The 25,777-nt window shown below is 68.6% G+C and carries 21 protein-coding genes and 1 pseudogene; 15 read left to right on the top strand and 7 right to left on the bottom strand.

All coding sequences use genetic code 11. The features are described 5' to 3' along the window. Positions 1 to 213: 213 nt before the first annotated feature. The 3 genes from PUN71_RS22315 to PUN71_RS22305 all read right to left on the bottom strand — a co-directional run bounded on the left by PUN71_RS22315 (position 214) and on the right by PUN71_RS22305 (position 4,765). Positions 214 to 1,890 carry a formate--tetrahydrofolate ligase gene (locus PUN71_RS22315; RefSeq protein WP_277800180.1) on the bottom strand — a complete coding sequence of 559 codons (1,677 nt, stop codon included), beginning with the start codon at positions 1,888 to 1,890 and terminating at the stop codon, positions 214 to 216. A gap of 105 nt (positions 1,891 to 1,995) precedes the next feature. Then, entirely contained in the window at positions 1,996 to 3,261 is a 1,266-nt protein-coding gene (gene mshA, locus PUN71_RS22310; RefSeq protein ID WP_043454729.1) for a D-inositol-3-phosphate glycosyltransferase, read from the bottom strand. A gap of 76 nt (positions 3,262 to 3,337) precedes the next feature. Continuing rightward, positions 3,338 to 4,765 (bottom strand): family 4 glycosyl hydrolase, encoded by a 1,428-nt coding sequence (locus PUN71_RS22305; protein WP_277800179.1) that lies wholly within the window; start codon positions 4,763 to 4,765, stop codon positions 3,338 to 3,340. A gap of 90 nt (positions 4,766 to 4,855) precedes the next feature. Here PUN71_RS22305 and PUN71_RS22300 point away from each other — a divergent pair, with 90 nt between their 5' ends. Genes PUN71_RS22300 through tsaD form a run of 6 tightly spaced genes read left to right on the top strand, consistent with a single transcriptional unit; the run spans position 4,856 to position 10,124 of the window. Beyond that, entirely contained in the window at positions 4,856 to 5,947 is a 1,092-nt protein-coding gene (locus PUN71_RS22300; protein ID WP_277800178.1) for a carbohydrate kinase family protein, read from the top strand. 56 nt (positions 5,948 to 6,003) lie between these two features. Continuing rightward, positions 6,004 to 7,242 carry an alanine racemase gene (alr, locus tag PUN71_RS22295; protein ID WP_277800177.1) on the top strand — a complete coding sequence of 413 codons (1,239 nt, stop codon included), beginning with the start codon at positions 6,004 to 6,006 and terminating at the stop codon, positions 7,240 to 7,242. Next, positions 7,239 to 7,844, top strand: coding sequence for a tRNA (adenosine(37)-N6)-threonylcarbamoyltransferase complex ATPase subunit type 1 TsaE (gene tsaE, locus PUN71_RS22290; RefSeq protein WP_277800176.1), 606 nt, complete (start codon positions 7,239 to 7,241; stop codon positions 7,842 to 7,844). The genes alr and tsaE overlap by 4 nt, the downstream gene beginning before the upstream one ends. Then, positions 7,838 to 8,509: a tRNA (adenosine(37)-N6)-threonylcarbamoyltransferase complex dimerization subunit type 1 TsaB gene (gene tsaB, locus PUN71_RS22285; protein WP_277800175.1), complete on the top strand. Its 672-nt coding sequence runs from the start codon at positions 7,838 to 7,840 to the stop codon at positions 8,507 to 8,509. Before tsaE ends, tsaB begins: the two co-directional genes overlap by 7 nt. Further along, positions 8,506 to 9,036, top strand: a complete 531-nt coding sequence (gene rimI / locus PUN71_RS22280; protein ID WP_043454736.1) for a ribosomal protein S18-alanine N-acetyltransferase — start codon at positions 8,506 to 8,508, stop codon at positions 9,034 to 9,036. Before tsaB ends, rimI begins: the two co-directional genes overlap by 4 nt. Continuing rightward, on the top strand, positions 9,033 to 10,124 hold the full coding sequence (gene tsaD, locus PUN71_RS22275; protein WP_277800174.1) for a tRNA (adenosine(37)-N6)-threonylcarbamoyltransferase complex transferase subunit TsaD: 1,092 nt from the start codon (positions 9,033 to 9,035) through the stop codon (positions 10,122 to 10,124). Before rimI ends, tsaD begins: the two co-directional genes overlap by 4 nt. 125 nt (positions 10,125 to 10,249) lie before the next feature. On the opposite strand, the gene PUN71_RS22270 is transcribed toward tsaD, so the two are convergent. Beyond that, positions 10,250 to 11,401, bottom strand: a complete 1,152-nt coding sequence (locus tag PUN71_RS22270) for a glutamate--cysteine ligase (protein ID WP_277800173.1) — start codon at positions 11,399 to 11,401, stop codon at positions 10,250 to 10,252. 388 nt (positions 11,402 to 11,789) lie between these two features. On the opposite strand from PUN71_RS22270, the gene PUN71_RS22265 reads away from it, so the two are divergent. Continuing rightward, positions 11,790 to 13,238: a glycoside hydrolase family 3 N-terminal domain-containing protein gene (locus PUN71_RS22265; RefSeq protein WP_277800182.1), complete on the top strand. Its 1,449-nt coding sequence runs from the start codon at positions 11,790 to 11,792 to the stop codon at positions 13,236 to 13,238. Between the two features lie 86 nt (positions 13,239 to 13,324). Further along, the gene (locus PUN71_RS22260) at positions 13,325 to 14,143 is read left to right on the top strand and encodes a shikimate 5-dehydrogenase (RefSeq protein WP_277800172.1); all 819 of its coding nucleotides are present in this window, start codon (positions 13,325 to 13,327) and stop codon (positions 14,141 to 14,143) included. A 26-nt stretch (positions 14,144 to 14,169) separates the two neighbouring features. On the opposite strand, the gene PUN71_RS22255 is transcribed toward PUN71_RS22260, so the two are convergent. Continuing rightward, on the bottom strand, positions 14,170 to 15,429 hold the full coding sequence (locus tag PUN71_RS22255) for a THUMP-like domain-containing protein (RefSeq protein WP_277800171.1): 1,260 nt from the start codon (positions 15,427 to 15,429) through the stop codon (positions 14,170 to 14,172). A gap of 52 nt (positions 15,430 to 15,481) precedes the next feature. On the opposite strand from PUN71_RS22255, the gene PUN71_RS22250 reads away from it, so the two are divergent. The 3 genes from PUN71_RS22250 (at position 15,482) to groL (ending at position 18,093) form a co-directional block, all read left to right on the top strand. Beyond that, positions 15,482 to 15,859, top strand: coding sequence for a hypothetical protein (locus tag PUN71_RS22250; protein ID WP_277800170.1), 378 nt, complete (start codon positions 15,482 to 15,484; stop codon positions 15,857 to 15,859). 251 nt (positions 15,860 to 16,110) lie between these two features. Beyond that, positions 16,111 to 16,404, top strand: a complete 294-nt coding sequence (groES, locus tag PUN71_RS22245; protein ID WP_043454746.1) for a co-chaperone GroES — start codon at positions 16,111 to 16,113, stop codon at positions 16,402 to 16,404. Between the two features lie 78 nt (positions 16,405 to 16,482). Continuing rightward, entirely contained in the window at positions 16,483 to 18,093 is a 1,611-nt protein-coding gene (groL, locus tag PUN71_RS22240) for a chaperonin GroEL (RefSeq protein ID WP_043454747.1), read from the top strand. 170 nt (positions 18,094 to 18,263) lie between these two features. Here groL and PUN71_RS22235 read toward each other — a convergent pair whose 3' ends face one another. Continuing rightward, a complete protein-coding gene (locus PUN71_RS22235) occupies positions 18,264 to 18,866 on the bottom strand; it encodes a dihydrofolate reductase family protein (RefSeq protein WP_277800169.1) in 603 nt (200 codons plus the stop codon). A gap of 57 nt (positions 18,867 to 18,923) precedes the next feature. On the opposite strand from PUN71_RS22235, the gene PUN71_RS22230 reads away from it, so the two are divergent. Beyond that, positions 18,924 to 20,447 carry an ATP-dependent DNA ligase gene (locus PUN71_RS22230; protein ID WP_277800168.1) on the top strand — a complete coding sequence of 508 codons (1,524 nt, stop codon included), beginning with the start codon at positions 18,924 to 18,926 and terminating at the stop codon, positions 20,445 to 20,447. 20 nt (positions 20,448 to 20,467) lie between these two features. Here PUN71_RS22230 and PUN71_RS22225 read toward each other — a convergent pair whose 3' ends face one another. Beyond that, positions 20,468 to 21,436, bottom strand: coding sequence for a DUF389 domain-containing protein (locus PUN71_RS22225; protein WP_043454754.1), 969 nt, complete (start codon positions 21,434 to 21,436; stop codon positions 20,468 to 20,470). Between the two features lie 182 nt (positions 21,437 to 21,618). Here PUN71_RS22225 and PUN71_RS22220 point away from each other — a divergent pair, with 182 nt between their 5' ends. The 3 genes and pseudogenes from PUN71_RS22220 to PUN71_RS22210 all read left to right on the top strand — a co-directional run. Beyond that, complete coding sequence (locus tag PUN71_RS22220) at positions 21,619 to 23,688, top strand: acyltransferase family protein (RefSeq protein ID WP_277800181.1); 2,070 nt, start codon at positions 21,619 to 21,621, stop codon at positions 23,686 to 23,688. Between the two features lie 201 nt (positions 23,689 to 23,889). Then, positions 23,890 to 25,401 carry an IMP dehydrogenase gene (gene guaB / locus PUN71_RS22215; protein ID WP_043454750.1) on the top strand — a complete coding sequence of 504 codons (1,512 nt, stop codon included), beginning with the start codon at positions 23,890 to 23,892 and terminating at the stop codon, positions 25,399 to 25,401. A gap of 8 nt (positions 25,402 to 25,409) precedes the next feature. Then, positions 25,410 to 25,777 (top strand): annotated as a pseudogene (locus PUN71_RS22210) (hypothetical protein); the annotation flags it as partial.

The following is a 25,777-nucleotide window of genomic DNA, read 5'->3' as shown; positions in this document are numbered from 1 at the left end:
TGTATCTTATGAGGGTTTGTCGTCTACTGGAGATAAGTGTAAGAGGCGTCGACTGAATGTGTGGAGGGGTATAAGATGCATGGTGGGCACGTGGCAAGATTTATAATAGAGATGGGTGAACTGTGGGGGGAGGGTGTTGGGGGGTTGGTCAATGAGGGGTGGAAGGTGATGGCGCGTTGGTGAATTGGGGGCGGAAGGTGATGGGGCGTTGGGCTAGGTGAGGCCCACCGGGTTTCCGTCAGCGTCCACATCCATGCGCAGGGCCGCGGGTACCGCCGGGAGGCCGGGCATGGTCATCACCGCCCCCGTCAGGGCGACGATGAAGCCTGCGCCCGTCTTTGGCAGGAGGTCGCGGACGTGGATGCTGAAGCCCTTGGGCGCCCCCAGCCGGGAGGCGTCGTCCGTGAACGAGTACTGCGTCTTGGCCATGCAGACCGGCAGCCCGGACCAGCCGTTGCGCTCGATATCGGCGAGCCGCTTCAGCGCCGGGACCGAGAAGTCCACGCCGTCCGCCCCGTAGATTTCCTGTGCAATGGTGCGGATCTTGTCCTCCACCGACAATCCCAGCGAGTAGAGGTGCCGGAAGCTGTTGGGCCCCGCCAGCACCTGCGCCACCAATGCTGCGAGTTCATCCCCACCGTCCCCGCCGCCGCCCCGTCCCCACACGTCTGCCACCGCAGCCGGCACGCCCTGGGCCGCACACCAGGCGAGCAGCCAGTCGAGTTCCTCCGCGGAATCCGACGAGAACCTGTTAATGGCCACCACGGGTGTCACACCGAATTTCTCCACGTTGCGGACGTGCCGGCGCAGGTTCTCCACGCCGGCTTCCAGGGCGGCAAGGTCCGGCCGGGTCAGTTCGCCCTTGGCCACCCCGCCCTGCATCTTCAGCGCCCGCACCGTCGCCACCACCACGACGGCGGAGGGGGCCAGGCCGCCGACGCGGGCCTTGATGTCCATGAACTTCTCCGCCCCGAGGTCCGCGCCGAAGCCCGCCTCGGTGACCACGATGTCCGCCAGGCGCCGGGCCGTCTGCGTGGCGATCAGGGAGTTGCATCCGTGGGCGATGTTGGCGAACGGGCCGCCGTGCACCAGGGCGGGGGTCCCGGCGATGGTCTGCACCAGGTTCGGCTTGATGGCTTCCTTCAGCAGCAGGGTCAGGGCGCCCTGCACACCCAGGTCGGCCACGGTGACGGGAACCCGGTCGAAGGTATAGCCGAAGGTAATCCGTCCCAGTCGCTCACGGAGGTCGGACAGGTCCGTGGCAAGGCAGAAGACGGCCATGATCTCGGACGCCACTGTAATGTCGAACCCGTCCTGCCGCGGAACTCCCTGGGACGGGCCGCCCAGGCCGATCACCACTTCCCGCAGGGCACGGTCGTTCATGTCCAGCACGCGCTTGAAGGTCATCCGCCGCGGATCGATGTTCAGGGGGTTGCCCTGGTAGATGTGGTTGTCCACCAGCGCCATCAGCGCATTGTTGGCCGAGGTGATGGCATGGAAATCGCCGGTGAAGTGCAGGTTGATTTCGTCCATCGGCAGCACCTGTGAGTAGCCCCCGCCGGTGGCCCCGCCCTTCATCCCCAGGACCGGGCCCAGCGACGGCTCCCGCAAAGCGATCATCACCTTGTGGCCGGCGCGCGCCAGGGAATCCGCCAGCCCAACCGTGGTGGTCGACTTTCCCTCACCAGCCGGAGTGGGGGACATGGCAGACACGAGCACTACTTTGCCCGCAGGCGGCGGGGCGTCCAGCCGGGCGGGGTCCACCTTGGCCTTGAACCGCCCATACGGCTCCAGCGCCTCCGGGTTGATCCCTGCGGCAGCCGCGATGTCGTTGATCGGCCGGATCCGGGCAGCCCGGGCTATCTGAAGATCAGAAGGGAGAGCAGACATCCTTGTCCTTTCCTGCACGGGCCAACGCCGGCACCTGTCCTAAAGCTAACAGCCCGGCGGCAGGGGACGTAGGAAAAGCAGGAGAAGCGCGCTCCGGGGGAAGGGTCAGGAGGCGGGAACCGCCGGAGCCAGGCGGCGGCCCACGAAATTGTCGACGGCGGCGTGGTAGCTCTCAAGGGTAATGGCGGCCGTTCGCTGCCAGCCGGAGTTCTGCGCACGGATGGCGGCGGCGCGGCCCAGGTCCTCACGGGTGGCTGGGTCGTCGTAGAGGGCTTCCAGGGCATCGGCCCAGTCCGCGGCGTGGTGGCCGTCCACCAGGAGCCCGGTGCGGCCATGGAAGATGGCCCGGGACAGGCCGCCGACCCGGGTGGCCACCACGGGCGTGCCGCAGGCCTGCGCCTCGAGTGCCACCAGGCCGAAGGATTCACTGAAGGACGGCATCACCACGACGTCGGCCGCGCGGAACCAGTCGGCCAGCTCGGGCGCCTTTACCGGCGGAAGCTGCGTGACGACGTCGTCCATTCCTGCCTCCGCCACCAGGCAGCGCAGGTTGAATTCCTTGTTGCCGCTCAATGCGCCCAGGATGGTGACCTTCAGGTCGATGTCCGGGCGGCGTTTCCGCAGCAGCGCAGCCGCCTTCACCAGGACCTGCGGGCCTTTCAGCCGTTGGATCCGGCCCGCGAACACCAGGTGGAAGGTATCCGGGCTGATGCCGCGCCCGGCCCTCGAACGCGCGCGGAACGCGGGAGTGAACGTGGCCAGGTCCACGCCGGGCGGTGCGATGTCGATCCGGTCGTAGGTGGCGCCGTAGTGCGAGACAAGCTCTGCGGCCTCGGAGCTGGTGTTGGCAATGAGCCGGGCCGCGCCGTCGACGATGCGGTGCTCGCCCAGTTCGCGCCGACGGGGTTCCGGCTTTTCACCGGATTCGAGCAGCAGGTTCTTGACCTTGGCCATGGTGTGCATGGTGTGCACCAGCGGCACGCCCCACAATTCGGACAGCTCCAGCCCCGCGATCCCGGACACCCAGTAATGCGAATGGATGACGTCGTACCGGCCGTGCGGCTGGCGGCGGCGGATCTGCTCGATCTCGGCCACCATGGCATGCAGCAACCCGGGCAGTTCCTCTTTGGGGATCTTGCGGGGCGGGCCGGCCAGGACGTTGTGGACACATACGCCGGGATCCGGGTGTTCGACGGCGGGCTGGTCGGCAGAGGTGGCGCGCGTAAAGATCTCCACCTCCACACCTGCCTCGGCCAGCGCCGACGCCAGTTCGCGGATGTAGACGTTCATGCCGCCGGCGTCGCCGGAGCCGGGCTGTTCCATGGGTGAGGTGTGGAGGGAAAGCAAAGCGACCCTGCGGATCAGTGCCACGGGACCTCCTTCCGGCCGCCGGCGCGTGCAAGGGGAGCCGGTTCAAAGCGCATTCGATAAAACATTACTCCTTCCCCTAACGCCCGCCGCCCTCCCACATCTTCCCCACATCCGGGAATGCGTGCTCATAACCGGCCAGAAGCCGCCCGGCACGCTCCGGGGAGTCCACGAGCGGATGCCGGGCGAAGGCTTCGAGGGCGGCTGCACGGTTGCCGGTCGCCGCGGCCAGGACGGTGAGCCGTTCCACGTCCTTGACCCGCTGCAGCAGTTCCAGCTGCGCGCCCGCCGGTGCCTGTTGGGGCAGCGGGACGGCGCCGTTGCGTGTCACCGCGCAGGGGACTTCGACGACGGCGTCCGCGGGAAGGCCGGGAATGGCCGGCAGGGCGGCGCTTGGGTCTGCCATGGCGGGCAGGGGTGCCTTCTGGTCCGGTGCGCTGCCCGGTGGCAGGGTATTGCGGGTGTTGAGGATCAGTTGCGTGTCTCCGCGGCCGGCCAAGGCCCGCATGGCCGCCAGCGCCACCCGCTCGTAGCCGCCGCCTGCCAGGTCCTCCTCATCCCGGTGCCCGCCATCCTGCCGGGCCTCGGCCAGGTATCCCTCCTCGCGGGACCGCCGTGCTTCCTCCCATAACCGGTAGGCGTCGTCCCCTGCGACGGCCAGCCGCGGATACAGCGCCCGCTGCTGGCCGTCGATGGTCTCGCCGCGGGTCTGTGCCATGCCCTGCATCGCCGCCCGGGCTTCCTCGCTCCGGTAGTAGTAATACAGGTACTCGTTGGGCAGCATGCCCAACTCCGCCAGGAACGGCTGCGGGAACAACCGGCCTTCCTCGAACCGCTGCAGCGCCGCCGGATCCGCGAGCAGGTCCGGCAACACGTCGCGGCCGCCGGACTCCAGCCGGTACAACCAGCCCAAATGGTTCAGTCCGTAGTAGCCCACGCCGTCGAGCCGTCCCTCCGCCAAGGGGACGCCGGCAGCGTGCGCCGCCCGGTGAACCAGACCTCCGGCCGAGTCGCAGATCCCGATCACCCGGTGCCCCAGGACAGGGAGCAGGGCCTCGGTCACCATTCCTGCGGGGTTGGTGAAGTTGATCAGCCACGCGTCCGGGCACCGGTCCCGCATCAGCCGGGCCAGGTCCAGCATGCGCGGAATGGTACGGAGCGCGTAGGAGATACCACCGGCGCCTGTGGTCTCCTGGCCCAGCAGCCCAAGATCCTGCGCCACGTTCTCATCGGCCACCCGGCCGGCCGTCCCGCCGGGGCGGATGGCGGCAAACACCATGCCGGCGCCGTCCAGGGCAGCAGCAGCATCGGTGGTGCACTCAACAGGCACCCGGCCGCTGCGGCCCCCGGGCATGCTCTTCAGCACGGCGGCGACCGCAGCGAGGCGTGCGGGATCGACGTCGTACAACACCAGCCGGGTGACCAGCCCGGAAAAGGTTCCGGACAGCAGGGCCCGGTATATCAGCGGCACCCGAAAACCCCCGCCGCCGGCAATCAACAGCCGCATGAATGCAGTCTAGGACCCGCCCCCGACACTGCCCATAAGCCGTCCCGAAGGCCCTACCGCTGCCCAGCCCCACGGCGTATCCTGCGCACTATGGACGCCACCCCAGCCCGCCCCTTCGATCCGCTGGCTGCCGTCCGGTCCACCCGCGAGCCGGGATTCGACCTGCTGCTGGCCGGGACAGTGTTCCAGGACATCATCTTCACTGGCCTGCCCCACGGCCCGGAACCCGGAACCGAAATCTGGAGCGACGGCATGGGCAGCTGCCCCGGCGGGGTGGCCAACCAGGCCATCGCCGCTGCCAGGCTGGGGCTGCGCACCGGGCTGGCGGCTGCCTTTGGTGACGACGGCTACGGGGACTTCAACTGGAAGATCCTCTCCGGCCAGGAACATGTTGACCTCAGCCTTTCCCGCCGCGTGCCAGGGTGGCACTCGCCGGTGACCGTCTCGCTCTGCGTTGACCAGGACCGCTCCATGGTCACCCACGGGCACTCCGCGCCGGTGACAAGTTCCGAACTCATCGGCGAACCGCCCAAGGCGCTCGCCGGCATCGCGGAGGTGGGCGTGGAGATGGAGCCCTGGGCCAAGGCGGCCCGCGACTCGGGAGTAAAGCTCTTCGGCGACATCGGATGGGACCCGAGCGGGGAATGGGCGCCGGTCAGGCTCGACAACCTGCAGTACTTCTACGCCTTCCTGCCCAACCAGCGGGAGGCCATGGCCTTTACCGGCAAGGACAATCCATGGAGCGCGCTGTACGCGCTGGCCGACCGGGTTCCCGTGGCGGTGGTGACGCTGGGCGCGCAGGGTGCCATGGCGGTGGACTCGGAAACCGGCGAGGAGGAGTGGGTACCGTCGCTTCCGGTCAAGGCCCATGACCCCACCGGTGCCGGCGACTGCTTCGACGCGGCGTTCATTGTCGGGACCCTGGCCGGCTGGCCGCTGGGGGACAGGCTGCGGTTTGCCAACCTGTGCGCGTCGCTTGCCGTGCAGGAAGTGGGCGGGTCGCTGGCTGCGCCCGGGTGGGGGGACATCGCGGACTGGTGGAAACGCGCCAACGCCCGCCCCGAACGGCAGATGAGCCAGTGGCTGCGCCGCTTCCGTTTCCTGGCAGACATCATCGAGGACGTGCCGCCCGGAGCCCAGCGCAGGGCGGCTGCCACCATCGCCCACCTCTCGGACGCCTGAGGAGGCGTGGAGGCGCCGATTATTCGGCGCCAAGTGCCCGCACTAGAATCACTTAGGTGACCTACCCCGCAACAACAGGTGAATTCAGCGCTGCCTCCGGGCCGGACCCCCGCCATGAGCGGTCCGCCGTGATCGATCTGGACGCCATCCGGCACAACGTCCGCAGGCTCGCCGCCGCTGCTTCCCCCGCGAAAGTCATGGCCGTCGTGAAAGCCGACGCGTACGGGCACGGCGCCGTTCCGGTGGCCCGCGCGGCCCTGCAGGCCGGCGCCTCCTGGCTGGGGGTCGCGCACATCTCCGAGGCCCTCGCGTTGCGCGCCGCCGGCATCGACGCGCCCCTCCTTGCCTGGCTGCACACCACGGACAGCAACTTCGGCGCCGCCGTGGCCGCCGGCGTCGACATTGGCTGCTCCGGCTGGGAACTGGAACGCATCGTGGCCGCAGCCCGGGAGCAGGAGCGCCCGGCGCGGGTGCATCTGAAGGTGGACACCGGGCTGGGCCGCAACGGTGCGACGCCCGAAACCTGGGACCGCCTGGTAGGCGAAGCCGTGGAGTATCAGGACCAGGGCCTGCTGCGCGTGGTGGGCATCTTCTCCCACCTGGCAGTGGCCGATGAACCGGAGCGGCCGGAGACGGACCAGCAGGTGGCGGCGTTCCGTGAAGCCCTGGCCATCGCCGAGGACGCGGGCGTGGACCCCGAGGTCCGGCACCTTGCCAACACCCCGGCCACGCTGTCCCGGCCAGACACCCACTTCGACCTGGTCCGGGTGGGCCTGGGCATCTACGGGCTCTCGCCGTTCGACGGCCAGACCTCCGCGGAACTCGGGCTCCGCCCCGCCATGACCCTGCGCACCCTGGTCTCGCAGTGCAAGCAGGTCCCCGCGGGGCAGGGCGTCTCCTACGGACTGCACTACCGCACCAGGGAAGCGAGCACCCTGGCGTTGATTCCGATGGGCTATGCCGACGGCGTCCCCCGCATCGGCACCGGCGGACCCGTCCGGGTGGCCGGCAGGACATACCCCGTGGTGGGGCGCATCGCCATGGACCAGATGGTCATCGACCTTGGCCCGGAGGCTTCCGCCGCCGACCTGCACGGGGCGGAAGCCGAGCTGTTCGGCAACGGTGCCGACGGCGGTCCCACGGCTGACGACTGGGCACGCGCCGCCGGGACCATCAACTACGAGATCGTCACCCGGATCAGCCCCCGCGTGCCGCGCCGCTTCATCAACGAGGACGCACCGGCAGGCAACGGCCAGGGCCTGGTGGGCGCCCCGGGCAGGGCGGGGGCCGCATGAGCGCGCCGGAGCAGTTGGCCGCCAACTGGGAAAAGACGTTCACGGCGACGACGGCGGACCAGACCCACGCATTCGGCAGGCGCCTGGCGGAGGTACTTCGGGCCGGGGACCTGCTGGTGCTGTCCGGCGAGCTGGGTGCCGGGAAGACGACCTTCACCCAGGGCCTGGGGGAGGGCCTGGGTGTGCGCGACGGCATCATCTCGCCCACGTTCGTCCTGGTCCGGATCCACCCCAACCTGCCGGACGGCCCGCGCCCCGGCGGCCCGGACCTGGTGCATGTTGACGCCTACCGGCTGGGCTCGGCCGCGGAGGTGGACGACATCGACCTCGAAAACACCATGGACTCATCCGTGACCGTCGTGGAATGGGGCCACGACCGGGTGGAACACCTGAGTGAGAGCCGGCTGGAAATCGACCTGCACCGTGCCATCGGCCTGGATGCCGGCACGCGTGGTGCCGGATCCCCGGAGGCCTTGCCGGGAGACCTCGACTTCGACGCCGAAGACACCGACGAGCCCCGCACCATCGTGATGCGCGGGTACGGGCCGCGGTGGACAACCGCTCCCGAACTGGGCAGCAGGGACGGGGAAGCCCCGTGCTGATCCTCGCCATCGACACCTCTGCCGTGGCCAGCGCAGCGCTGGTCTCGGATGATGCCCCGGAAAGCGTGGTGGCCGGCTTCGCCACCGAGGACACCCGCAGCCACGCCGAGGTCCTGGCCCCGGGAATCCACAGCATGCTCGCCTCGGCAGGCTTCCGCGGACAGGATGTGGACGCCCTGGTGGTAGGGGTTGGGCCCGGCCCCTTCACGGGGCTCCGCTCCGGCATCGCCACCGCCCGTACCCTGGCCTTCGTCTGGGGCAAGCCTCTGCACGGGCTGATGAGCCTGGACGCCGTGGCCTTGGAGGTGGCGGAATCCACCGCCGCCGAGCCCGAGTTCCTGGTGGTGACCGATGCCCGCCGCAAGGAGGTCTACTGGGCCCGCTACAGCCTGGGCGGCGGCCAGCTGCCCGTGCTCGAGGACGGCCCGCACGTTGGCTTCGCGGCCGACCTGCCTGACCTTCCGGCCTTCGGGGCAGGCGCCGGCCTGTACGCCGACGTGCTGAAGGCCCATCCGGAGTTCGCCATGGAGCAGCCTGACGCGCTGTACCTGGGCCAGTTTGCCCTGGCCCGGCTGGCCTCCGGCGGCACCCTGCTGGATTCCACCCCCCTGTACCTGCGCGAATCGGACGCCCAGGTGCCCGGACCACGGAAGCGGGCCCTATGAGCGCCACCGAGGATCCGCGGATGGCGGGAATCACCATCCGCGACATGACGCTGGACGACGTGCCCGCCGTCGGCCTGCTGGAACACCAGCTCTTCCCCATTGATGCCTGGCCTGTGCAGATGTTCCTGGACGAGCTGTCCCAGCCGGACACCCGCCGCTACCTGGTGGCGGAAGCCGGCGACGGCATCGTGGGCTATGCCGGCCTGATGTGCATCGAGCCCATCGCCGACGTCCAGACCATCGCCGTCGTCCCCGATTATGAAGGGCGGGGCATCGGCACCACGCTGCTCACGCAGCTCATCGACGAGGCCAGGCACCGGGGCGCCGCGGATGTCCTGCTCGAGGTCCGGGCCGACAACCCGCGCGCACAGCAGCTCTACCGGCGCTTTGGCTTCGAGCAGATCCACATCCGCCCCCGCTACTACCGCGACGGCGTGGACGCCCTCATCATGCGGCTCCAGCTCGCGGGAGTGGAACCGGCTGCCGACATCGACGGTGACCAAGCAACGGAAGCAGGCCAGCCATGAACCGGACAGAGCCCCTGGTCCTGGGCATCGAATCCTCCTGCGACGAAACCGGAGTGGGCGTGGTCCGCGGCACCACGCTCCTGACCAACACGGTGTCCTCCTCCATGGACGAGCACGTCCGCTTCGGCGGCGTGATCCCGGAGATCGCCTCCAGGGCGCACCTGGACGCCTTCGTCCCAACCCTCGAGCAAGCACTCGCCGACGCCGGCGTGACCCTTGACGACGTGGATGCCATTGCCGTCACCTCCGGCCCCGGACTGGCCGGGGCGCTCATGGTGGGTGTCTGCGCTGCCAAGGCGCTCGCCGTTGCAACCGGGAAGCCGCTCTACGCGATCAACCACCTGGTGGCGCACGTGGGCGTCGGGCTCCTGGATGAGCGGGCCAGCGGCCGGAAGCAGGAGCTGCCGGAAAACCTCGGCGCCCTGCTGGTCTCCGGCGGCCACACCGAAATCCTGCGGATCAACAGCATCACCAGTGACGTTCAGCTGCTGGGCTCCACCATCGACGACGCCGCCGGCGAAGCCTATGACAAGGTGGCCCGCATCCTGGGGCTGGGGTACCCCGGCGGCCCCGCCATCGACAAGATGGCCCGCAGCGGCAACGCCAAGGCAATCCGCTTTCCCCGTGGCCTCACGCAGCCCAAGTACATGGGCACCGCGGATGCCCCCGGACCGCACCGCTACGACTGGTCCTTCAGCGGGCTCAAGACCGCGGTGGCCCGCTGCGTGGAGCAGTTCGAGGCCCGCGGCGGGGAGATCCCCGTGGCCGACATCGCTGCGGCCTTCCAGGAGGCCGTGGTGGATGTGGTGTCGTCCAAGGCAGTACTGGCCTGCCGCGAACACGGCATCAAGGACGTCCTGCTGGGCGGGGGAGTGGCGGCCAACTCGAGGCTCCGGGAACTGACCGGGCAGCGCTGCGCGTCCGCCGGCATCCGGCTGCACGTGCCGCCACTGGACCTGTGCACGGACAACGGGGCCATGGTGGCCGCGCTCGGAGCCCAGCTGGTGATGGCCGGCGTGGAACCCAGCGGGATCGGCTTCGCCCCGGACTCGTCCATGCCCGTCACCTCGGTGTCGCTGCCGGCCTGAAACCAGGGGCCCCGGCGGGCCGTCGCGGGGCACTTTGGCGGGCGCCGCCGTCGTCCCTTACGACGGCGGCCGGCGTGTCCGCGTCGAAGTGCCCCGTTTTTGCGTCGAATTTTGGGGTGGACCGCTCAGGCGGTGGGGCCGTTGCGCATCTGCTTGACCAGGTCCAGCACCACGGCCTGGAGGTTCCCGCCGTTCTCCGCGGCCACGCGGCGCTGGCGCTGGTATCCGGCGCCGCGGCGGACGATTTTTTCGACGTCGGCAAGTTCGTCGGAGCAGCGCAGCTTGGCCGCTACCGGCTCCAGCCGGTTCAGCGTCTCCAGCAGGTGGTCCGTGACCAGCTGCTCCCGGCCCGCGGCGTCCAGGATGATGATGGCGTCCATGCCGTAACGGGCGGCGCGCCACTTGTTCTCCTGCACGTGCCATGGCGGCATGGTGGGAATGGTGCCGCCGTTGTCCAGGGTGGTGGAGAACTCGTCCACCAGGCACTGGGTGAGGGCCGCGATCGCCCCCACTTCCTCCAGCGTGGCCAGGCCGTCGCAGATCCGCATCTCAATGGTGCCAAGGGCCGGCACGGGCCGGATGTCCCACCGGATCTCGGAGATGGTGTCGATGACGCCGGTGGTGAACATGTCCTGCACGTAGGACTCGTATTCCGCCCAGGACGTGAACTGGAAAGGCAGGCCGGCGGTGGGGAGCTGCTGGAACATCAGCGCCCGCTGCGAGGCGTAGCCGGTGTCCTCGCCGCCCCAGAACGGGCTTGACGCCGAGAGCGCCTGGAAGTGCGGGAAGTAGTTGACCAGGCCGTCCAGCACCGGGAGGGCCTTGTCGCGGCGGTCCAGGCCGACGTGCACATGGACGCCGTAAATGACCATTTGCCGGCCCCACCATTGGGTCCGGTCGATGAGCTTCGCGTACCGGGCCTTGTCCGTCACCGGCTGCAGCTGCGGCGGGCTGAACGGGTGGCTGCCGGCGCAGAACAGTTCCACGCCCATGGGATCGGTGATCTCGCGGACGGCGGCCACGGAGCGGCTGAGGTCCTCCTTGGCTTCGGCGGCTGTTTCGCAGATGCCGGTGACCAGTTCCACCGTGTTCAGCAACAGTTCCTGCTTGATGTGCGGGTGCTCGTCGTCCTCATTGAGTTCCGGGTGGCGGGAGGCCACGCCGCGGAGGACCTGGTTGGCGACGGAGGCGAGCTCGCCCGTTTTTCCGTCCACCAGTGCCAGTTCCCACTCAACACCGAGGGTTGACTGCCTCGATGGGGCGAAGTCGATCGTCACACGCTTCCTTACTGTCCGGTTTGCCGCTGGCTGATGCCGCTCACAGGCTGCGCCGGCTGGCGAACGGGTGGTTCAAGTCTAGTGCAGGGGTAGCATCGTATTGATGGCCCCGTTCCTGCTGCGTCACAGCGCCGCCAAAACCAGTTCTGCCAAATGCTTCCCCCTCCTCCTGGCCCTGTCGGCCCTTGCCCTGGCTTCCTGCACGGCCTCCCCAACGTCCGCGCCGCCGTCGCCCTCCACGACGGCCAGCACCGCCTCCCCTTCCGCGCCGGAAAGTACGACGCCGGCACCTCCTGCGGCGTCACCCTCACCTGACGCGGGTTCCCGGCCCCTCGGGTGGGGACCGGAGCAGCGGGACCAGGAGGCCGCAGCCGCCGCGGTCAAGGCCATGACCCCTGAGGAGAAGGCCGGGCAGGTCCTGCTTCCGTTCTACAAGGGAAGCCAGGTGGAGGCCCATGCCGCCCTCATCCAGCGGCTGCACCTGGCCGGCAGCATCATCATGGGCGACAACGTTCCGCGCGGCCCGCAGGGCGGGGTGGATGTGGCGGCCATGGCCGCGGTGAACCAGCGGCTGCAGCAGGCCACGTCCGCCGACGGCCGGAGCTGGCCGGGGATCATCGGCGTGGATCAGGAAGGCGGGGCCGTGGCACGCCTCGGCGCCCCGCTCACCGAGTGGCCCACTCCGATGAGCTACGGCGCCGCCAACAACCCGGCGCTCACGCGCGAGGCCGGCAAGGGCCTGGCTGCCGAGCTGGTGCCCCTGGGTTTCGACCTCGACTTCGCCCCTGATACGGATGTCACGATCGGCCCCGGCGACCCCACCATCGGTGCCCGCTCCATGTCCGCGGATCCGGCGGCGGCCGCAGCCCACGGGGTGGCCTTCTCCCAGGGCATGCTGGACGCTGGGGTCCTTCCCACCGTGAAGCATTTCCCCGGCCACGGCTCCGTCACCACGGACTCCCACCTCAGCCTGCCCGTCCAGCCAGCCGGCATCGACCAATTGCGGGGCAGGGACTGGAAGCCCTTCCAGGCCGCGGTGGACGCCGGGCTGCCCATCGTCATGACCGGGCACATCGCCGTGCCCGCGCTGGAACCCGGCGTCCCGGCGTCGCTCTCGGCGCCAAGCTATGCCGCACTGCGCAGCCTGGGATTCAAAGGCGTGGCGGTGACGGACGCTCTGAACATGGGCGCCGTGGACAACCAGTACCCGGCAGGCGCGGCCGCCGTGAAAGCGCTGGCCGCCGGCGCGGACCTGCTGCTGATGCCCGCCGACGTCGAACAGGCGCACGCCGCCATCCTCCAGGCGCTGGCGGCCGGGACCCTTCCCGCTGCCCGCCTGGATGAGGCCGCGCAGCGGGTGGCCACCATGATGATCTGGCGTGCCCGCAGCACGCCACCGGCGGGGACACCCGGCGCAGGTGCGCCCGCCGGAAGCGGGGCAGCCCTGTCCGCCCGGGTCTCGGCGTCAGCCGTCACGGTCCTGGCCGGCCCCTGCGGCGGACCGCTGGTGCCGGGCTCGGTGCGCGTGGCCGGCGGAGGCCCCGGTGACCGGGAGCGCTTCGAAGCCGCGGCCGCCCGTGCCGGACTCGGTGTGGGATCAGGGCCGCTGGTGAACCTCATCGGTTTTGGGGGCAAACCGGCCGGTGGGGACATCGCCGTTTCCCTCGACGCTCCGTGGCCGCTCCAGGGGTCCAGCGCACCGGTCAAGCTGGCGCTGTACGGGCGCACGGACACCGCCTTCGACGCGCTCGCCGCCGTCCTTGCCGGAAAGGCTGCCGCCCCCGGGAAGCTGCCCGCCGCCGTCGGGCCCTTTCCCGCGGGAACGGGCTGCCCCTGACCCAGCCAAGTACCCCGAACTGCTGTTTGGAGGCGTCTCAGCGGCACATGGCGCTACCGGCTGGGCGGGACCGCTTTAATGGTCAGGTGCCCATTCTGAATAAAGACATGACCCTCTGCATCTCGCTCTCGGCCCGGCCCAGCAACAACGGGACCAGGTTCCACAACCACCTTTACGGGCAACTGGACCTGAACTGGATCTACAAGGCGTTTGCGCCCACCAACCTCGAACAGGCCATCGCCGGCGTGCGGGGCCTGGGCATCCGCGGCTGCGCCATCTCCATGCCGTACAAGGAGGATGTCATCGCGCTGGTGGACGAGATGGACCCCTCCGCCAAGGCCATCGACTCGGTGAACACCATCGTGAACACCGACGGCCACCTCAAGGCCTACAACACCGACTACACCGCCATCGAGCAACTGCTGGCATCCAACAACGTCCCCGCCGGCTATTCGGTGCTGGTCCAGGGGGCCGGCGGCATGGCCAAGGCCACGGTCGCTGCCCTCCGGGACGCCGGCTTCACGGACGTCACCGTCATCGCCCGGAACGAGGCTGCCGGGCGCGCGCTCGCCGACCAGTACGGGTTCCAATGGCGGGCAGCACTCGACGGCGGCACGGCGGACATGATCATCAACGTCACGCCGCTGGGCATGGCCGGAGGCGCCGACGCGGAAACGCTGTCCTTCCCGGCGGAGGCCATCGACGCTGCCCGCCTGGTGTTCGACGTGGTGGCGCTGCCCGCCGAAACCCCGCTGATCCGTGCCGCCCGCGCGGCGGGTAAGCCCGTGATCACCGGCGCCGAGGTGGCCACCATCCAGGCCCTGGAGCAGTTCGTCCTCTACACCGGAGTACGGCCCACGCCGGAGCAGGTGCGCGCCGCCGAGGAGTTCATGCGCGCCCAGTAGCGGCTGGGTTTCCGCGCCGGCCCGGCTTACGCGGCCGCGGCCGGGACGGGTTCCACCACGATGGCCACCCGGTCCTCCCCGATGCGGGTCAGGACCAGGGTGGCTGTCTTTCCGGTGCCCTTCTTGCCGGAATTCCTGCCGCCGGGGAGCAGCTGCTTCCGCAGCTCTTCCGGCGTCACGGCGGTGCCGCGCTTCTTGATGTCCAGCACTGTGATGCCCTCCTGCTTCACCCATGCCTTGAGCGCCTTCACGTTGTAGGGCATGACCTGCAGGACCCTGTAGGCCCTGGCGAACGGGGTCTGGACCAGTTCCGGGGCGCAGATATAGGCGATATGTTCATCCACCAGGTGGCCGCCCAGCTGCAGGGCCACGTCCGCCACCAGGCCGGCGCGGATCACGGCGCCGTCGGGCTCGTAAAGGTAACCGTCCACCGGTCCCACGGGGGCGGCGGGGCCGGCGCCGAAGTCATCTGCGCTGCCCAGTTCGGCGGGGCCCTGCGCACCCAGGACCAGGGCGGCACGGCGGACGCCGGGCCTGCGGACCGCGTTGAACCAGAGGGTCACCTCGGTGACGTCCCCGGACACGGACACCCACTGCGCCTCGCAGCCGGCGGGCACGGACTCGTGCGGCATGCCGGGACCCATCTTCACGCCCACCGCCTTGCCGTCCGCCGCCAGCGACTCCACGAAGGACAACGGCGGGGAAAATGCCTCAGGATCCCAGATCCGCTTGGTACCGGAAGTGGAGGTGGTCCGGCGCGCCGGATCCAGCCACACGCCGTCCACCCCTTCCAACGGGACGGACACGGCGTCGGCGTGGACCACGGTGGCGTTGGGAAACGGGATGAGGTTCACCGTGGCGCACGCCGCGGTGGTTTCATCCATTTCCACCGCGGTCACGTCGATGTCCAGCGACGCCAGGGCCAGGGAATCGGCACCCAGCCCACAGCCCAGGTCGGCCACCTTGCGGATCCCGGCGGCGGCGAACCGCTGCGCGTGGTGTGCGGCAACGTTCAGTCGCGTGGCCTGCTCCAGTCCGGCCTGCGTGAAGAGCATCTGGCCGGCGAATTCGCCGAACTTTGCCTGCGCTTTGGTCCGGAGCCGGGACTGGGTCAGGACGGCCGTGACCAGTTCCGCCGGATGCCCTGCCTTCCGGAGCGCGGCGTTGAGCTCGAACGAGTCCTCATCCCGGTAGGGGCCCAGGGATGCCAGCAACTCCCAGCCTTCAGGGGTCAGCAGCGGTGCAATGTGGTCCTGTGCCATCTGGTCTTGGGGAGCATGAGCCATGGGTTCCAGCCTAGTGGAGGAGCGCGTGCGGGGATGCGGATACTGTTGAACCATGGATGAGAGCGCAGCCCCCGGGTCCACCGGCAGCCACGAGCCAGGGTCCCGCGGCATTGCCAGGTTCGCCCGTCCTGTCCTGATCGCCGCCTCGATAGTGGCCGTGGTCTGCATCGCCCTCCTGATCATCATCTTCCTGCTGGACACCTTCAACGCCACGGTCTACTCCGTGGGCGGCCACGACATCCATGACGACACCCAGGAATCGCGGGATATCCGCGGACTGTACGACGGCGCGCGGACCGGGAGCATCTTCTTCCTGGTCACGGCGGTGCTCGCGGCAGCGGCGGCCGGCTGGGTGCTGTACCGCGAACGTCAGCAGGGTGGCGGCGACACCGACGGCGAGGACGTGCACTTCGAGGACCTGGGCCAGTAGCGAGCCCGCCGTGATGCCGGAAGGACGGCGTCGGAAACCGCGAAAAGCAGTACGCCCATGACGAAACGTTAGCACTCACCTTGACCGAGTGCTAACCCTTACATAGAGTCTTCATTAGCACTCTCCCTAGGAGGGTGCTAACACATGAAGAGCTGCCAGCCAGGCTGCTGCCGGCACCGCGACGACGGTTTGCCAGCTACGGCGGAAAGCTTTCCAGTCCACGAATTTGCTGACGAAAAGGAGAGGTCCGAGTGTCGGTCTCTATTAAGCCTCTTGAGGATCGTATTGTTGTCCGCCCGCTCGAAGCCGAGCAGACCACGGCTTCCGGCCTGGTCATCCCGGACTCCGCACAGGAGAAGCCGCAGGAAGGCGAAGTTGTTGCAGTAGGCCCCGGCCGCTTCGAGGACGGCAACCGCGTTCCCGTTGACGTGGCAGTTGGCGACGTCGTCATCTACTCCAAGTACGGCGGAACCGAAGTCAAGACCGGCGGCACCGAGTACCTCGTGCTGTCCGCCCGCGACGTCCTGGCTGTCGTCGTTAAGTAACTCTTTCGGATCCCCGTGCCGCCGACCACGCTCATGCTGGCCGGCAGTGCGGGGTTCTGTCTTTGAAAGGACAAAACCATGGCAAAGCAGCTTGCGTTTAACGACGCTGCCCGCCGGTCCCTCGAGGCCGGCATCGATAAGCTCGCGAACACCGTCAAGGTGACGCTTGGCCCCCGCGGCCGCAACGTCGTCCTGGACAAGAAGTGGGGTGCCCCCACCATCACGAACGACGGCGTCACCATCGCCCGCGAAGTCGAGCTGGACGACCCCTACGAGAACCTTGGCGCGCAGCTGGCCAAGGAAGTAGCCACCAAGACCAACGATGTTGCCGGTGACGGCACCACCACCGCAACGGTCCTGGCCCAGGCACTGGTCAAGGAAGGCCTGCGCAACGTGGCAGCCGGCGCCGCTCCGGGCCAGATCAAGCGCGGCATCGAGGTCGCGGTTGAGGCCGTGGCAGCGCGCCTGCTGGAGAACGCCCGTCCGGTCGAAGGCGGCCAGGTGGCCAACGTTGCCGCCATTTCGGCGCAGAGCGACGAAATCGGCGAGCTGCTCGCCGAGGCCTTCGGCAAGGTGGGCAAGGATGGCGTCATCACCATCGAAGAGTCCTCCACCACCCAGACCGAACTGGTCCTCACCGAGGGCATGCAGTTCGACAAGGGCTACCTCTCCCCGTACTTCGTCACCGACGCGGAGCGCCAGGAAGCAGTCCTCGAGGACGCCCTCATCCTGATCAACCAGGGCAAGATCTCCTCCATCCAGGAGTTCCTGCCGCTGCTCGAAAAGGCGCTGCAGGCTTCCAAGCCGCTGTTCATCATCGCCGAGGACGTTGAGGGCGAGGCCCTGTCCACGCTGATCGTCAACCGGATCCGCGGCACCCTGAACGTCGTTGCCGTCAAGGCTCCGGGCTTCGGTGACCGCCGCAAGGCCATGCTGCAGGACATCGCCACCCTGACGGGCGCGCAGGTTGTCTCCCCGGAACTGGGCCTGAGCCTGGACTCCGTTGGCCTGGAGGTGCTGGGTACTGCCCGCCGCATCACCGTCACCAAGGACAACACCACCATCGTGGATGGCGCCGGAACGGCCGAGGACGTAGCGGCACGCGTTGCCCAGCTCCGTGCTGAGCTCGCCCGCACCGACTCCGACTGGGACCGCGAGAAGCTCCAGGAGCGGCTGGCCAAGCTGGCCGGCGGCATCGGCGTCATCAAGGTCGGCGCGGCCACCGAAGTTGAGCTGAAGGAAAAGAAGCACCGTATCGAGGACGCCGTTTCCTCCACCCGCGCTGCCCTCGAAGAAGGCATCGTGGCCGGCGGCGGCTCCGCCCTGATCCACGCCCTCAAGGCGCTGGATGAGGACGCTTCGGTCAAGGCCCTCGAAGGCGACGCCGCCGCTGCAGTGGGCATCGTCCGCCGCGCGCTGGTCCAGCCGCTGCGCTGGATCGCCCAGAACGCAGGCTTCGACGGCTACGTGGTGACCTCCAAGGTTGCCGACCTTGAGGTCAACAACGGCTTCAACGCCAAGTCCGGCGAGTACGAGGACCTGATTGGTGCGGGCGTCATCGACCCCGTCAAGGTCACCCGTGCAGCCCTTCGCAATGCGGCCTCCATCGCCGCTCTGGTTCTCACCACCGAGACCCTGGTCGTGGAGAAGCCGGCCGAAGAGGACGAGCACGCAGGCCACAGCCACTAGCGGTCCCCGCCGGCTCCCAAGTCTCGCTTCGCCCGGCTTGGGGCCCTCGCCGGCGTAGGCCCTTTTGAGGCCAGGAAACCGGTCCAGCATCCGCTGGGCCGGTTTTTTGCATGCCAGAATGGGCCCACGCCGTCCGGGGTCCCCGGCCGGGCGTAGCGGGGTTAGGGGGACTAGCTTGCCGCCATCTCCTGCGTCTCCACGCCACCGGCCGGCTCATACACCAGCGACACCGCACCCTTGGGGAAGCTGCGCGCCGGTTCCGCCAAACGGAAGGTGGCCGGCAGGGTGCCGGTATCGAACAGCCGCTTGCCCTGCCCCAGCGCGACCGGATACAGCCAGAGGTGCAGCCGGTCAAGCACCTCCGCTTCCAGCAGCGAACGGATCAGGACGCCGCTGCCGAACATGTGCACCTGCTGGTACTCATCCCGGATCCTGCCGGCCGCCGCAGCATTTGGCAGCACGGTGGTTCCCGCCCAGGCCGGATCGGCCAGGGAACCGGAGACCACGAACTTGGGGACCCGGTTCAGTGTGTCCGCGATGTCACCGCTCTGGTGCGGCCAGTACCCGGCGAAGATGTCATAGGTCTTCCGGCCGAGAAGGAGGGCGTCCATGCGGCCGATGCCTTCGGCTATTGCCGCGCCGGACTCGTCGTCGGACACGGGCGCCTGCCAGCCGCCGAAGTTGAAGGCACCCTCGGTGTCCTCCTCCCGGCCGCCGGGCGCCTGGTACACGCCGTCGAGGGTGATGAACAGGTTTGCCACGATGATGCCCACGCGCCCATCTTGGACCCGCGCCGGGGTGCTGTCCAGTGTCCGTGGCAGGATGGTGCCATGCTGCTCCTTGAGCTCGTGGAAACCTCGGAAGCCGTCGCCTCGACCCGCTCCCGGCTGGCGAAAGTGGATGCCCTGGCGCGCCTGCTGCGCCGGCTTGAACCGGAGGAGATCCCGACGGCGGTTGGCCTGCTCAGTGCCAGGCCACGGCAGGGGCGGGTGGGCGTCGGATGGGCCGCCATTGCGGCGGCCAAGCCGTCACCGGCCACGAAGGCGCGGCTTACCGTCGCGGACCTTGATGCCGCGCTCGACCGGCTGCTGGCCACCGCAGGCACAGGGTCCGGGGCGGAGCGGGCGGCCACGCTCGGCAACCTGATGGCAGCCGCCACCGCATCGGAGCAGTCGTTCATCGCCGGCGTCCTGCTCGGCGAACTGCGTACCGGCGCCCTTGAAGGAGTGCTGACAGATGCCATCGCCCGCGCCTCGGAGCAACCGGTGGAAGCAGTCCGGCGTGCGGCGATGCTCTCCGGCGACCTCGGCGGAACCGCGCTGCTGGCCCTGACGGGAACCAAAACCGAGCTTGACGCGGTCGGCTTGAGGGTGGGAAGGCCCGTGCAGCCGATGCTCGCCGCGACGGCGGCCAGCGTAGGTGCAGCCCTGGAAGCCACAGGGGAAGCGTCGGTGGAATACAAGCTGGACGGCGCCCGGATCCAGGTCCACCGCGCCGCGGACGAGGTCAGCATCTACACCCGCAACCTCGCCGACGTCACCCACCGGCTCCCCGAGGTGGTGGAGGTGGTCCGGGGGCTGCCGCTGCGGGACGTAATCCTGGACGGCGAAACCCTCGCCCTGGATGAGGAAGGCGGTCCGCGGCCGTTCCAGGAAACCATGTCCCGGTTCGGTGCCGACGCCGTGCGGGAAACCCTGCTTCATCCATGGTTCTTCGACGTGCTCCACATTGACGGGCGGGACCTGCTCGATGAACCGTTGTCCACCCGCCTCGAGCTGCTGGAGCAGGTGGCGCCGGGGCACCGGATCCCGGGGCAGGTGACCGCGGACCCTGCCGTGGCTGAGCGGATATCCCGGGAGGCGCTGGCCGCCGGGCACGAGGGAGTGGTGGTGAAGGCCATCGGGTCGGCCTATGCCGCAGGCCGTCGCGGTTCCAACTGGGTCAAGGTGAAGCCGGTGCACACCTATGACCTCGTGGTGCTCGCCTGCGAGTGGGGATCGGGGCGCCGCACCGGCCTGCTGTCGAACCTGCACCTGGGCGCACTGGACCCTGCCGGCGAGTTCGGCGAAGCGGGCGGCTACGTGATGGTGGGCAAGACCTTCAAGGGGCTCACGGACGAACTGCTCCGCTGGCAGACGGAGAGATTCCAGGAACTTGAGGTACGGCGCACGGCCGGCACGGTCTGGGTGGAGCCGGTCACCGTCGTCGAAATAGCAATCGACGGCGTGCAGCAGTCGCCGCGCTACCCGGGCGGCATCGCCCTCAGGTTCGCCCGCGTCAAACGCTACCGGGAGGACAAGGCACCCGCCGACGCGGACACCATCCAGACCCTCCGCTCCCTGCTGCGCCCATAGCGGTGGGGACCCGGGTTCCGTCAGTTGCGGCTTCCGCTGCGCTGGCGTCTCAGGATCCGGGCTTCGCCATCCGGCAGGCGCCTGGCGACCATGCGGTAAAAGAGCAGGACGGCGACGGCGGCCACCACGATGCCGACGAGGTTGAGCAGCAGCTGGAGTGCAGAGCCCGTGGCCTTTTGGTATTCGCCCAGCACCAAAGCCACCGCCACGTAGCCGGCAGCCGGGACGGTGGTCACGGAGATGAACACGCCGATCAGTGCCGCGGAGCGCCGGCCGATGATGGAAAGCATCCCGGCGATTCCGGCCAGAATGGCAACGATCAACGAATACGGGCCCGGATGGTAGATGAACTCGACTGCGGAACCCTTGTCCAGGGCATCGCGGGGGAAGAGGCCCAGCGGGATCGACAGCCACGCCGTCAGTGCCGCGAGCAGCATCGCAACCGGGAAGCCCACAGCCAGGGCCACCGCAGCCCGGCGGCCAAGCCTCCACTTACGGGTGGCGATCGAGACGGCGAGCGCGGCCAGTGGTCCGAACTCAGGCCCCACTGCCATGGCGCCCACAATGGCAATGGGGGAGTCCGTCACGATGCCGATTCCGGCGAGCTGGGTGGCCAGCACCAGGAAAGCAAGGAAGTTCCAGGTCAGCCGGGAGTCCTCGCCCGTTTGCCGCGTGACATCCTCCCAGATCACGGCGTCCGCGCCCTCACCCGGGGCGGCGCGCTCCGCCTGGTCCGCGTTCCGGGACAGGACGAATTCCGGTGTGGACATGGAAATGGAGCCCACGTCCCGGATCTTCAGGATCTCCAGCTTTTCGAGCAGTTCCTCGACCGACTCCCGGGCAACCAGGACTTCAATGACGTCGCCCTCGGGCACCACGGAGGCGCGCGGGACCACGGCAACTTCTGCCGTTCCCCGCTGTTCGCGGCAGGTCTTCAGGGTCACGGCGGACAGCTCACCGGGCACACAAATCCGCAGCTGGACAACCACGCCCACTCCCTTCCATGGTTGGGCCCAGCATAGTCCGTGCCAGGCCACAGGCCGCGCCTTCTCCGCCGACTCAACAGCCGGACGCGACGTGGCCCAGCTCTCTTGATTGGCCCCGTTCGAGGCCGGTGCGTACGCTTAACCCTTTGACCGGCCACGGGTGAAAAGGGGTTTGCGTGCCGACTTTGGAAACCAAGGAGGCACCGGCCACCGGCGGAAGCAGCGCCGGCCGGCCACGAAAGCCCACCTTCCGTCCGGAAGTCCAGGGGCTCCGCGCCCTTGCGGTACTCATGGTCGTTGCCTACCACGTCTGGCTCGGCCGCGTGTCCGGCGGCGTGGACATCTTCCTGCTGATCTCGGCGTTCCTGCTCACGTTGTCGTTCGTCCGCAAAGCGGAGTCGGGGCAGCCTTTCCGGCTCCTGGCGCACTGGCTGCACCTGTTCAAGCGGCTGCTGCCTGCCGCCGTCGTGGTGATCCTGGGAGTACTGGCCGGCACCTGGCTCATCCTTCCGCAGGGCCGCTGGCCGCAGGTGCTCAACCAGGCATGGGCCTCCCTTTTCTACAACCAGAACTGGCTCCTGGCCGACCTCTCCGTGGACTATTACGCGCAGGACCACGCCGGAGCCAGCCCGCTGCAGCACTTCTGGTCGCTGTCCATCCAGGGCCAGGTCTTCATCCTCTGGCCACTGATCTTCGCCGCCTCGGCTGCCCTGCTGTCCACGCTCCGCAGGATCCGCGGCCTGGAGCGGCTGACATATCCGGGCCTGCTGGCCGTGGTGTTCGGTGCAGTGTTTGCGGTGTCGCTGGCCTATTCCGTCGACCAGACGGCCACCAACCAGGCGTACGCCTACTTCGATACCCGGGCACGGCTCTGGGAATTTGCCCTCGGGTCCCTGCTGGCACTGGGGCTGCCATACCTCAAGCCCGGCCGCCTGCTGCGCGTGCTGCTGGGCTGGGCCGGGCTGGCGGGCATGGTGTCCTGCGGCCTTCTGCTCGCCGTGGACCGCTCCTTCCCGGGGTATGTGGCCCTCTGGCCGACGCTCTCCGCGGCCGCCATCATCCTCGCGGGACAGAGCGGCAGCCGGTTCGGCGTGGACCGCCTCCTCAGCAGCCGGCCCGGCGTCGCCCTGGGGGATAACTCCTACGCCCTGTACCTCTGGCACTGGCCCGTCCTGGTCCTGGCGCTCGCGGCCACCGGCGTCGACGCGCCCAACATCAAACAGGGGCTCGGCATCGTTGGGGCCTCCGTCGTGCTGGCCATCCTGACCACGCGCTTTGTCGAAAAGCCGCTGCGGGAGTGGCATTGGCCCAAGCTCCGCGCCTGGCGCACCGCCGTCGTCATTGTTGCCTGCGGGGCCGTCCTGGCAGGACCCGTCGCTGTCTGGCAGACCTCGCTCACGGCGGAGGAAAGCGCGACGGCGGCGCAGCCCCGCGAGCTCACGCCGGGAGCGCTGGCACTCACCCCGGAGAACGGGAACAATCCCGCCCCTGCAGCCCGCACCATCCCCGGGCCCACCGCCCTGGACAACGACTGGGCAGGCATCGACACTCCCTGCACGGGCGCCAATGCCACGGGCGATCCAATCCTGGAAGGCTGCCGGCAGGCGCTTCCGGAGGAACCGGCCACGCGGCGGATCGTGGTGCTGGGCGACTCGCACGCCCAGCAATACCTGGCGGCCCTGGCGCCGCTTGCAGCCGCCCGCGGCTGGGAACTGGTCACCCTGCTCATGCCCGCCTGCCGCTTCGGCGCCGAATCGGACACCAGGAACGCCGAATGCAACGCCTACAACCGGGCAAGTTCCGCCTACGTCCTGGAACACCGGCCCGATGCCGTGTTCACGGTGGCCTCGCTGACCCACGAGGAAGCGCCCTTCGAAACCGAGGTACCGGGATACCTGGACGGCGTCAAACCGTTTGCGGACGCCGGCATCGAGATCGTGGGCATCCGGGACAACCCCCGGTTCACCTTCAACATGCCCCAATGCGCCCAGCGGAACGGCCCGCAGGCGCCGGCCTGCAATCCGCCGCTGGCCGAGTCCCTGGTGGAACCGTCGCCGCTGGAGAACTACCGGGGCAGGCTGCCGGGCCTGCACCTGATGGACATGAGCGACTTCATCTGTGCCCGCGGTGTCTGCCCGGCGGTGGTGGGCAACGTGTATGTCTACAAGGACGACAACCACCTCAGCAGGACCTATGTGGAGACGATGATCCCCATGTTCGAACAAAGGCTGCTGGCGGCAACCGGCTGGAGCTAGTGCGGTTGCTCACATTGGCGGCGTGGAATAGGGGGATCGGCGCCGAGGTTCTAATATTTACTCAACACTTTCTGCCCCCGGAGCGCCGTGCTGCACGGCGCTCCCGCAGGATCATCTGCACAGGCCAGTTCCGTAATAACGGGCTGGTCATCGGCTGCAACCCCTACCCGTGACCCAGCAACCAAGGTAAGAGGCGCACTCATGACCGAGCCCGAACACAACCCCTTTGGCTTTATCGGCCTGACCTACGACGACGTCCTGCTCCTGCCGGGCCACACCGACGTCATCCCCTCCGAGGCCGACACCTCTTCGCGGATCTCCAAGCGGATCACCGTGCAGACCCCGCTGCTCTCCGCCGCCATGGACACCGTGACCGAATCCCGCATGGCCATCGCCATGGCACGCCAGGGCGGCCTGGGCGTGGTGCACCGCAACCTCTCCATCGCCGACCAGGCTGACCAGGTGGACCGGGTCAAGCGCAGCGAGTCCGGGATGATCACCAACCCGCTGACCATCCGTCCCGAAGCCACGCTGCGCGAACTGGATGACCTCTGCGCGCATTACCGCGTGTCCGGCCTGCCCGTGGTGGATGAGGACAATCGCCTCCTGGGCATCGTCACCAACCGCGACACCCGCTTCGTGCCGGAGTCCGACTTCCCGCTGCGGCTGGTCAGCGACGTCATGACCAAGATGCCCCTCGTCACCGGGCATGTAGGCATCAGCCGCGAGGAAGCCTCGCACAAGCTGGCCACCAACAAGATCGAAAAGCTTCCGCTCGTGGACGAGCAGGGCCGGCTCAAGGGCCTGATCACCACCAAGGACTTCACCAAGGCGGAGCAGTACCCGCTGGCCACCAAGGACGACGAGGGCCGCCTCCGCGTCGGTGCCGCCATCGGCTTCTTCGGTGACGGCTGGGAACGCGCCATGGCACTGGTGGACGCCGGCGTCGACGCCCTCTTCGTGGACACCGCCAACGGCCACTCCCAGGGTGTGCTGGACATGATCCGCCGGCTGAAGTCGGATCCGGTTGCCGCGCACGTTGACATTATCGGCGGCCAGGCTGCCACCCGTGAGGGGGCCCAGGCACTGATCGACGCCGGCGCCGACGGCATCAAGGTGGGCGTCGGCCCCGGCTCCATCTGCACCACCCGCGTGGTTGCCGGTGTTGGTGTTCCGCAGATCACCGCCATCTACGAGTCCGCCAAGGCGGCGATCCCGGCCGGTGTGCCGCTGATCGCCGACGGCGGCCTGCAGTACTCCGGCGACATCGGAAAGGCCCTGGTGGCCGGAGCCGACACCGTCATGCTCGGCTCCCTGCTCGCCGGCTGCGACGAGTCCCCGGGCGAACTGATCTTCGTCAACGGCAAGCAGTTCAAGTCCTACCGCGGCATGGGCTCGCTGGGCGCCATGCAGTCGCGCGGCAAGAACACTTCCTACTCCAAGGACCGCTACTTCCAGGCCGACGTATCGGGTGACGACAAGCTGATCCCGGAAGGCATCGAAGGCCGGGTGGCCTACCGCGGCCCGCTGTCCTCCGTGGCGTACCAGCTGGTGGGCGGCTTGCGCCAGACCATGTTCTACACCGGCGCGCCGACCATTCCCGAGCTGAAGGCCCGTGGCAAGTTTGTCCGGATCACCTCCGCCGGCCTGAAGGAATCGCACCCGCACGACATCCAGATGACCGTCGAGGCGCCGAACTACGGCTCGCGCTAGGCACACGAGTGAACAAAGGAGGCAAGGTTTCTAACCTTGCCTCCTTTGTTCTCCCTCCGCCGTTCTACCTTGGCGTCTTCCCTCCGGGTGCATCCCCGGCGTTAAATGTCAGTGCCTCGTTGGATGATGTGGTTATGGGAATCAGCAGCGGTGTTCGGGTTGTGACGGAGGGTATTTCTGCCTCTGTTGCCGCTCTTCGCGCGCTGGACCGGGACGATGCTGCTTTGGCTTCCGGCGCCCATGGAGGCGGTGATGTGGATGTGTTGCAGCGGCGGTATGAGCTCCGGCTGGAACGGCTGGAGGTGGTGAAGCGGCTGGAGGGCCGGCTCGCCGCGGTGAAGGCGCGCGATGTTGCCGACGCTGTTGAGTTCCAGCA

Source organism: Arthrobacter sp. NQ7, from assembly GCF_029581595.2.
GTDB lineage: Bacteria > Actinomycetota > Actinomycetes > Actinomycetales > Micrococcaceae > Arthrobacter > Arthrobacter phenanthrenivorans_B.
Note: the sequence above shows the minus strand (reverse complement) of the source record. Positions and strands in the feature narration are given on the sequence as shown.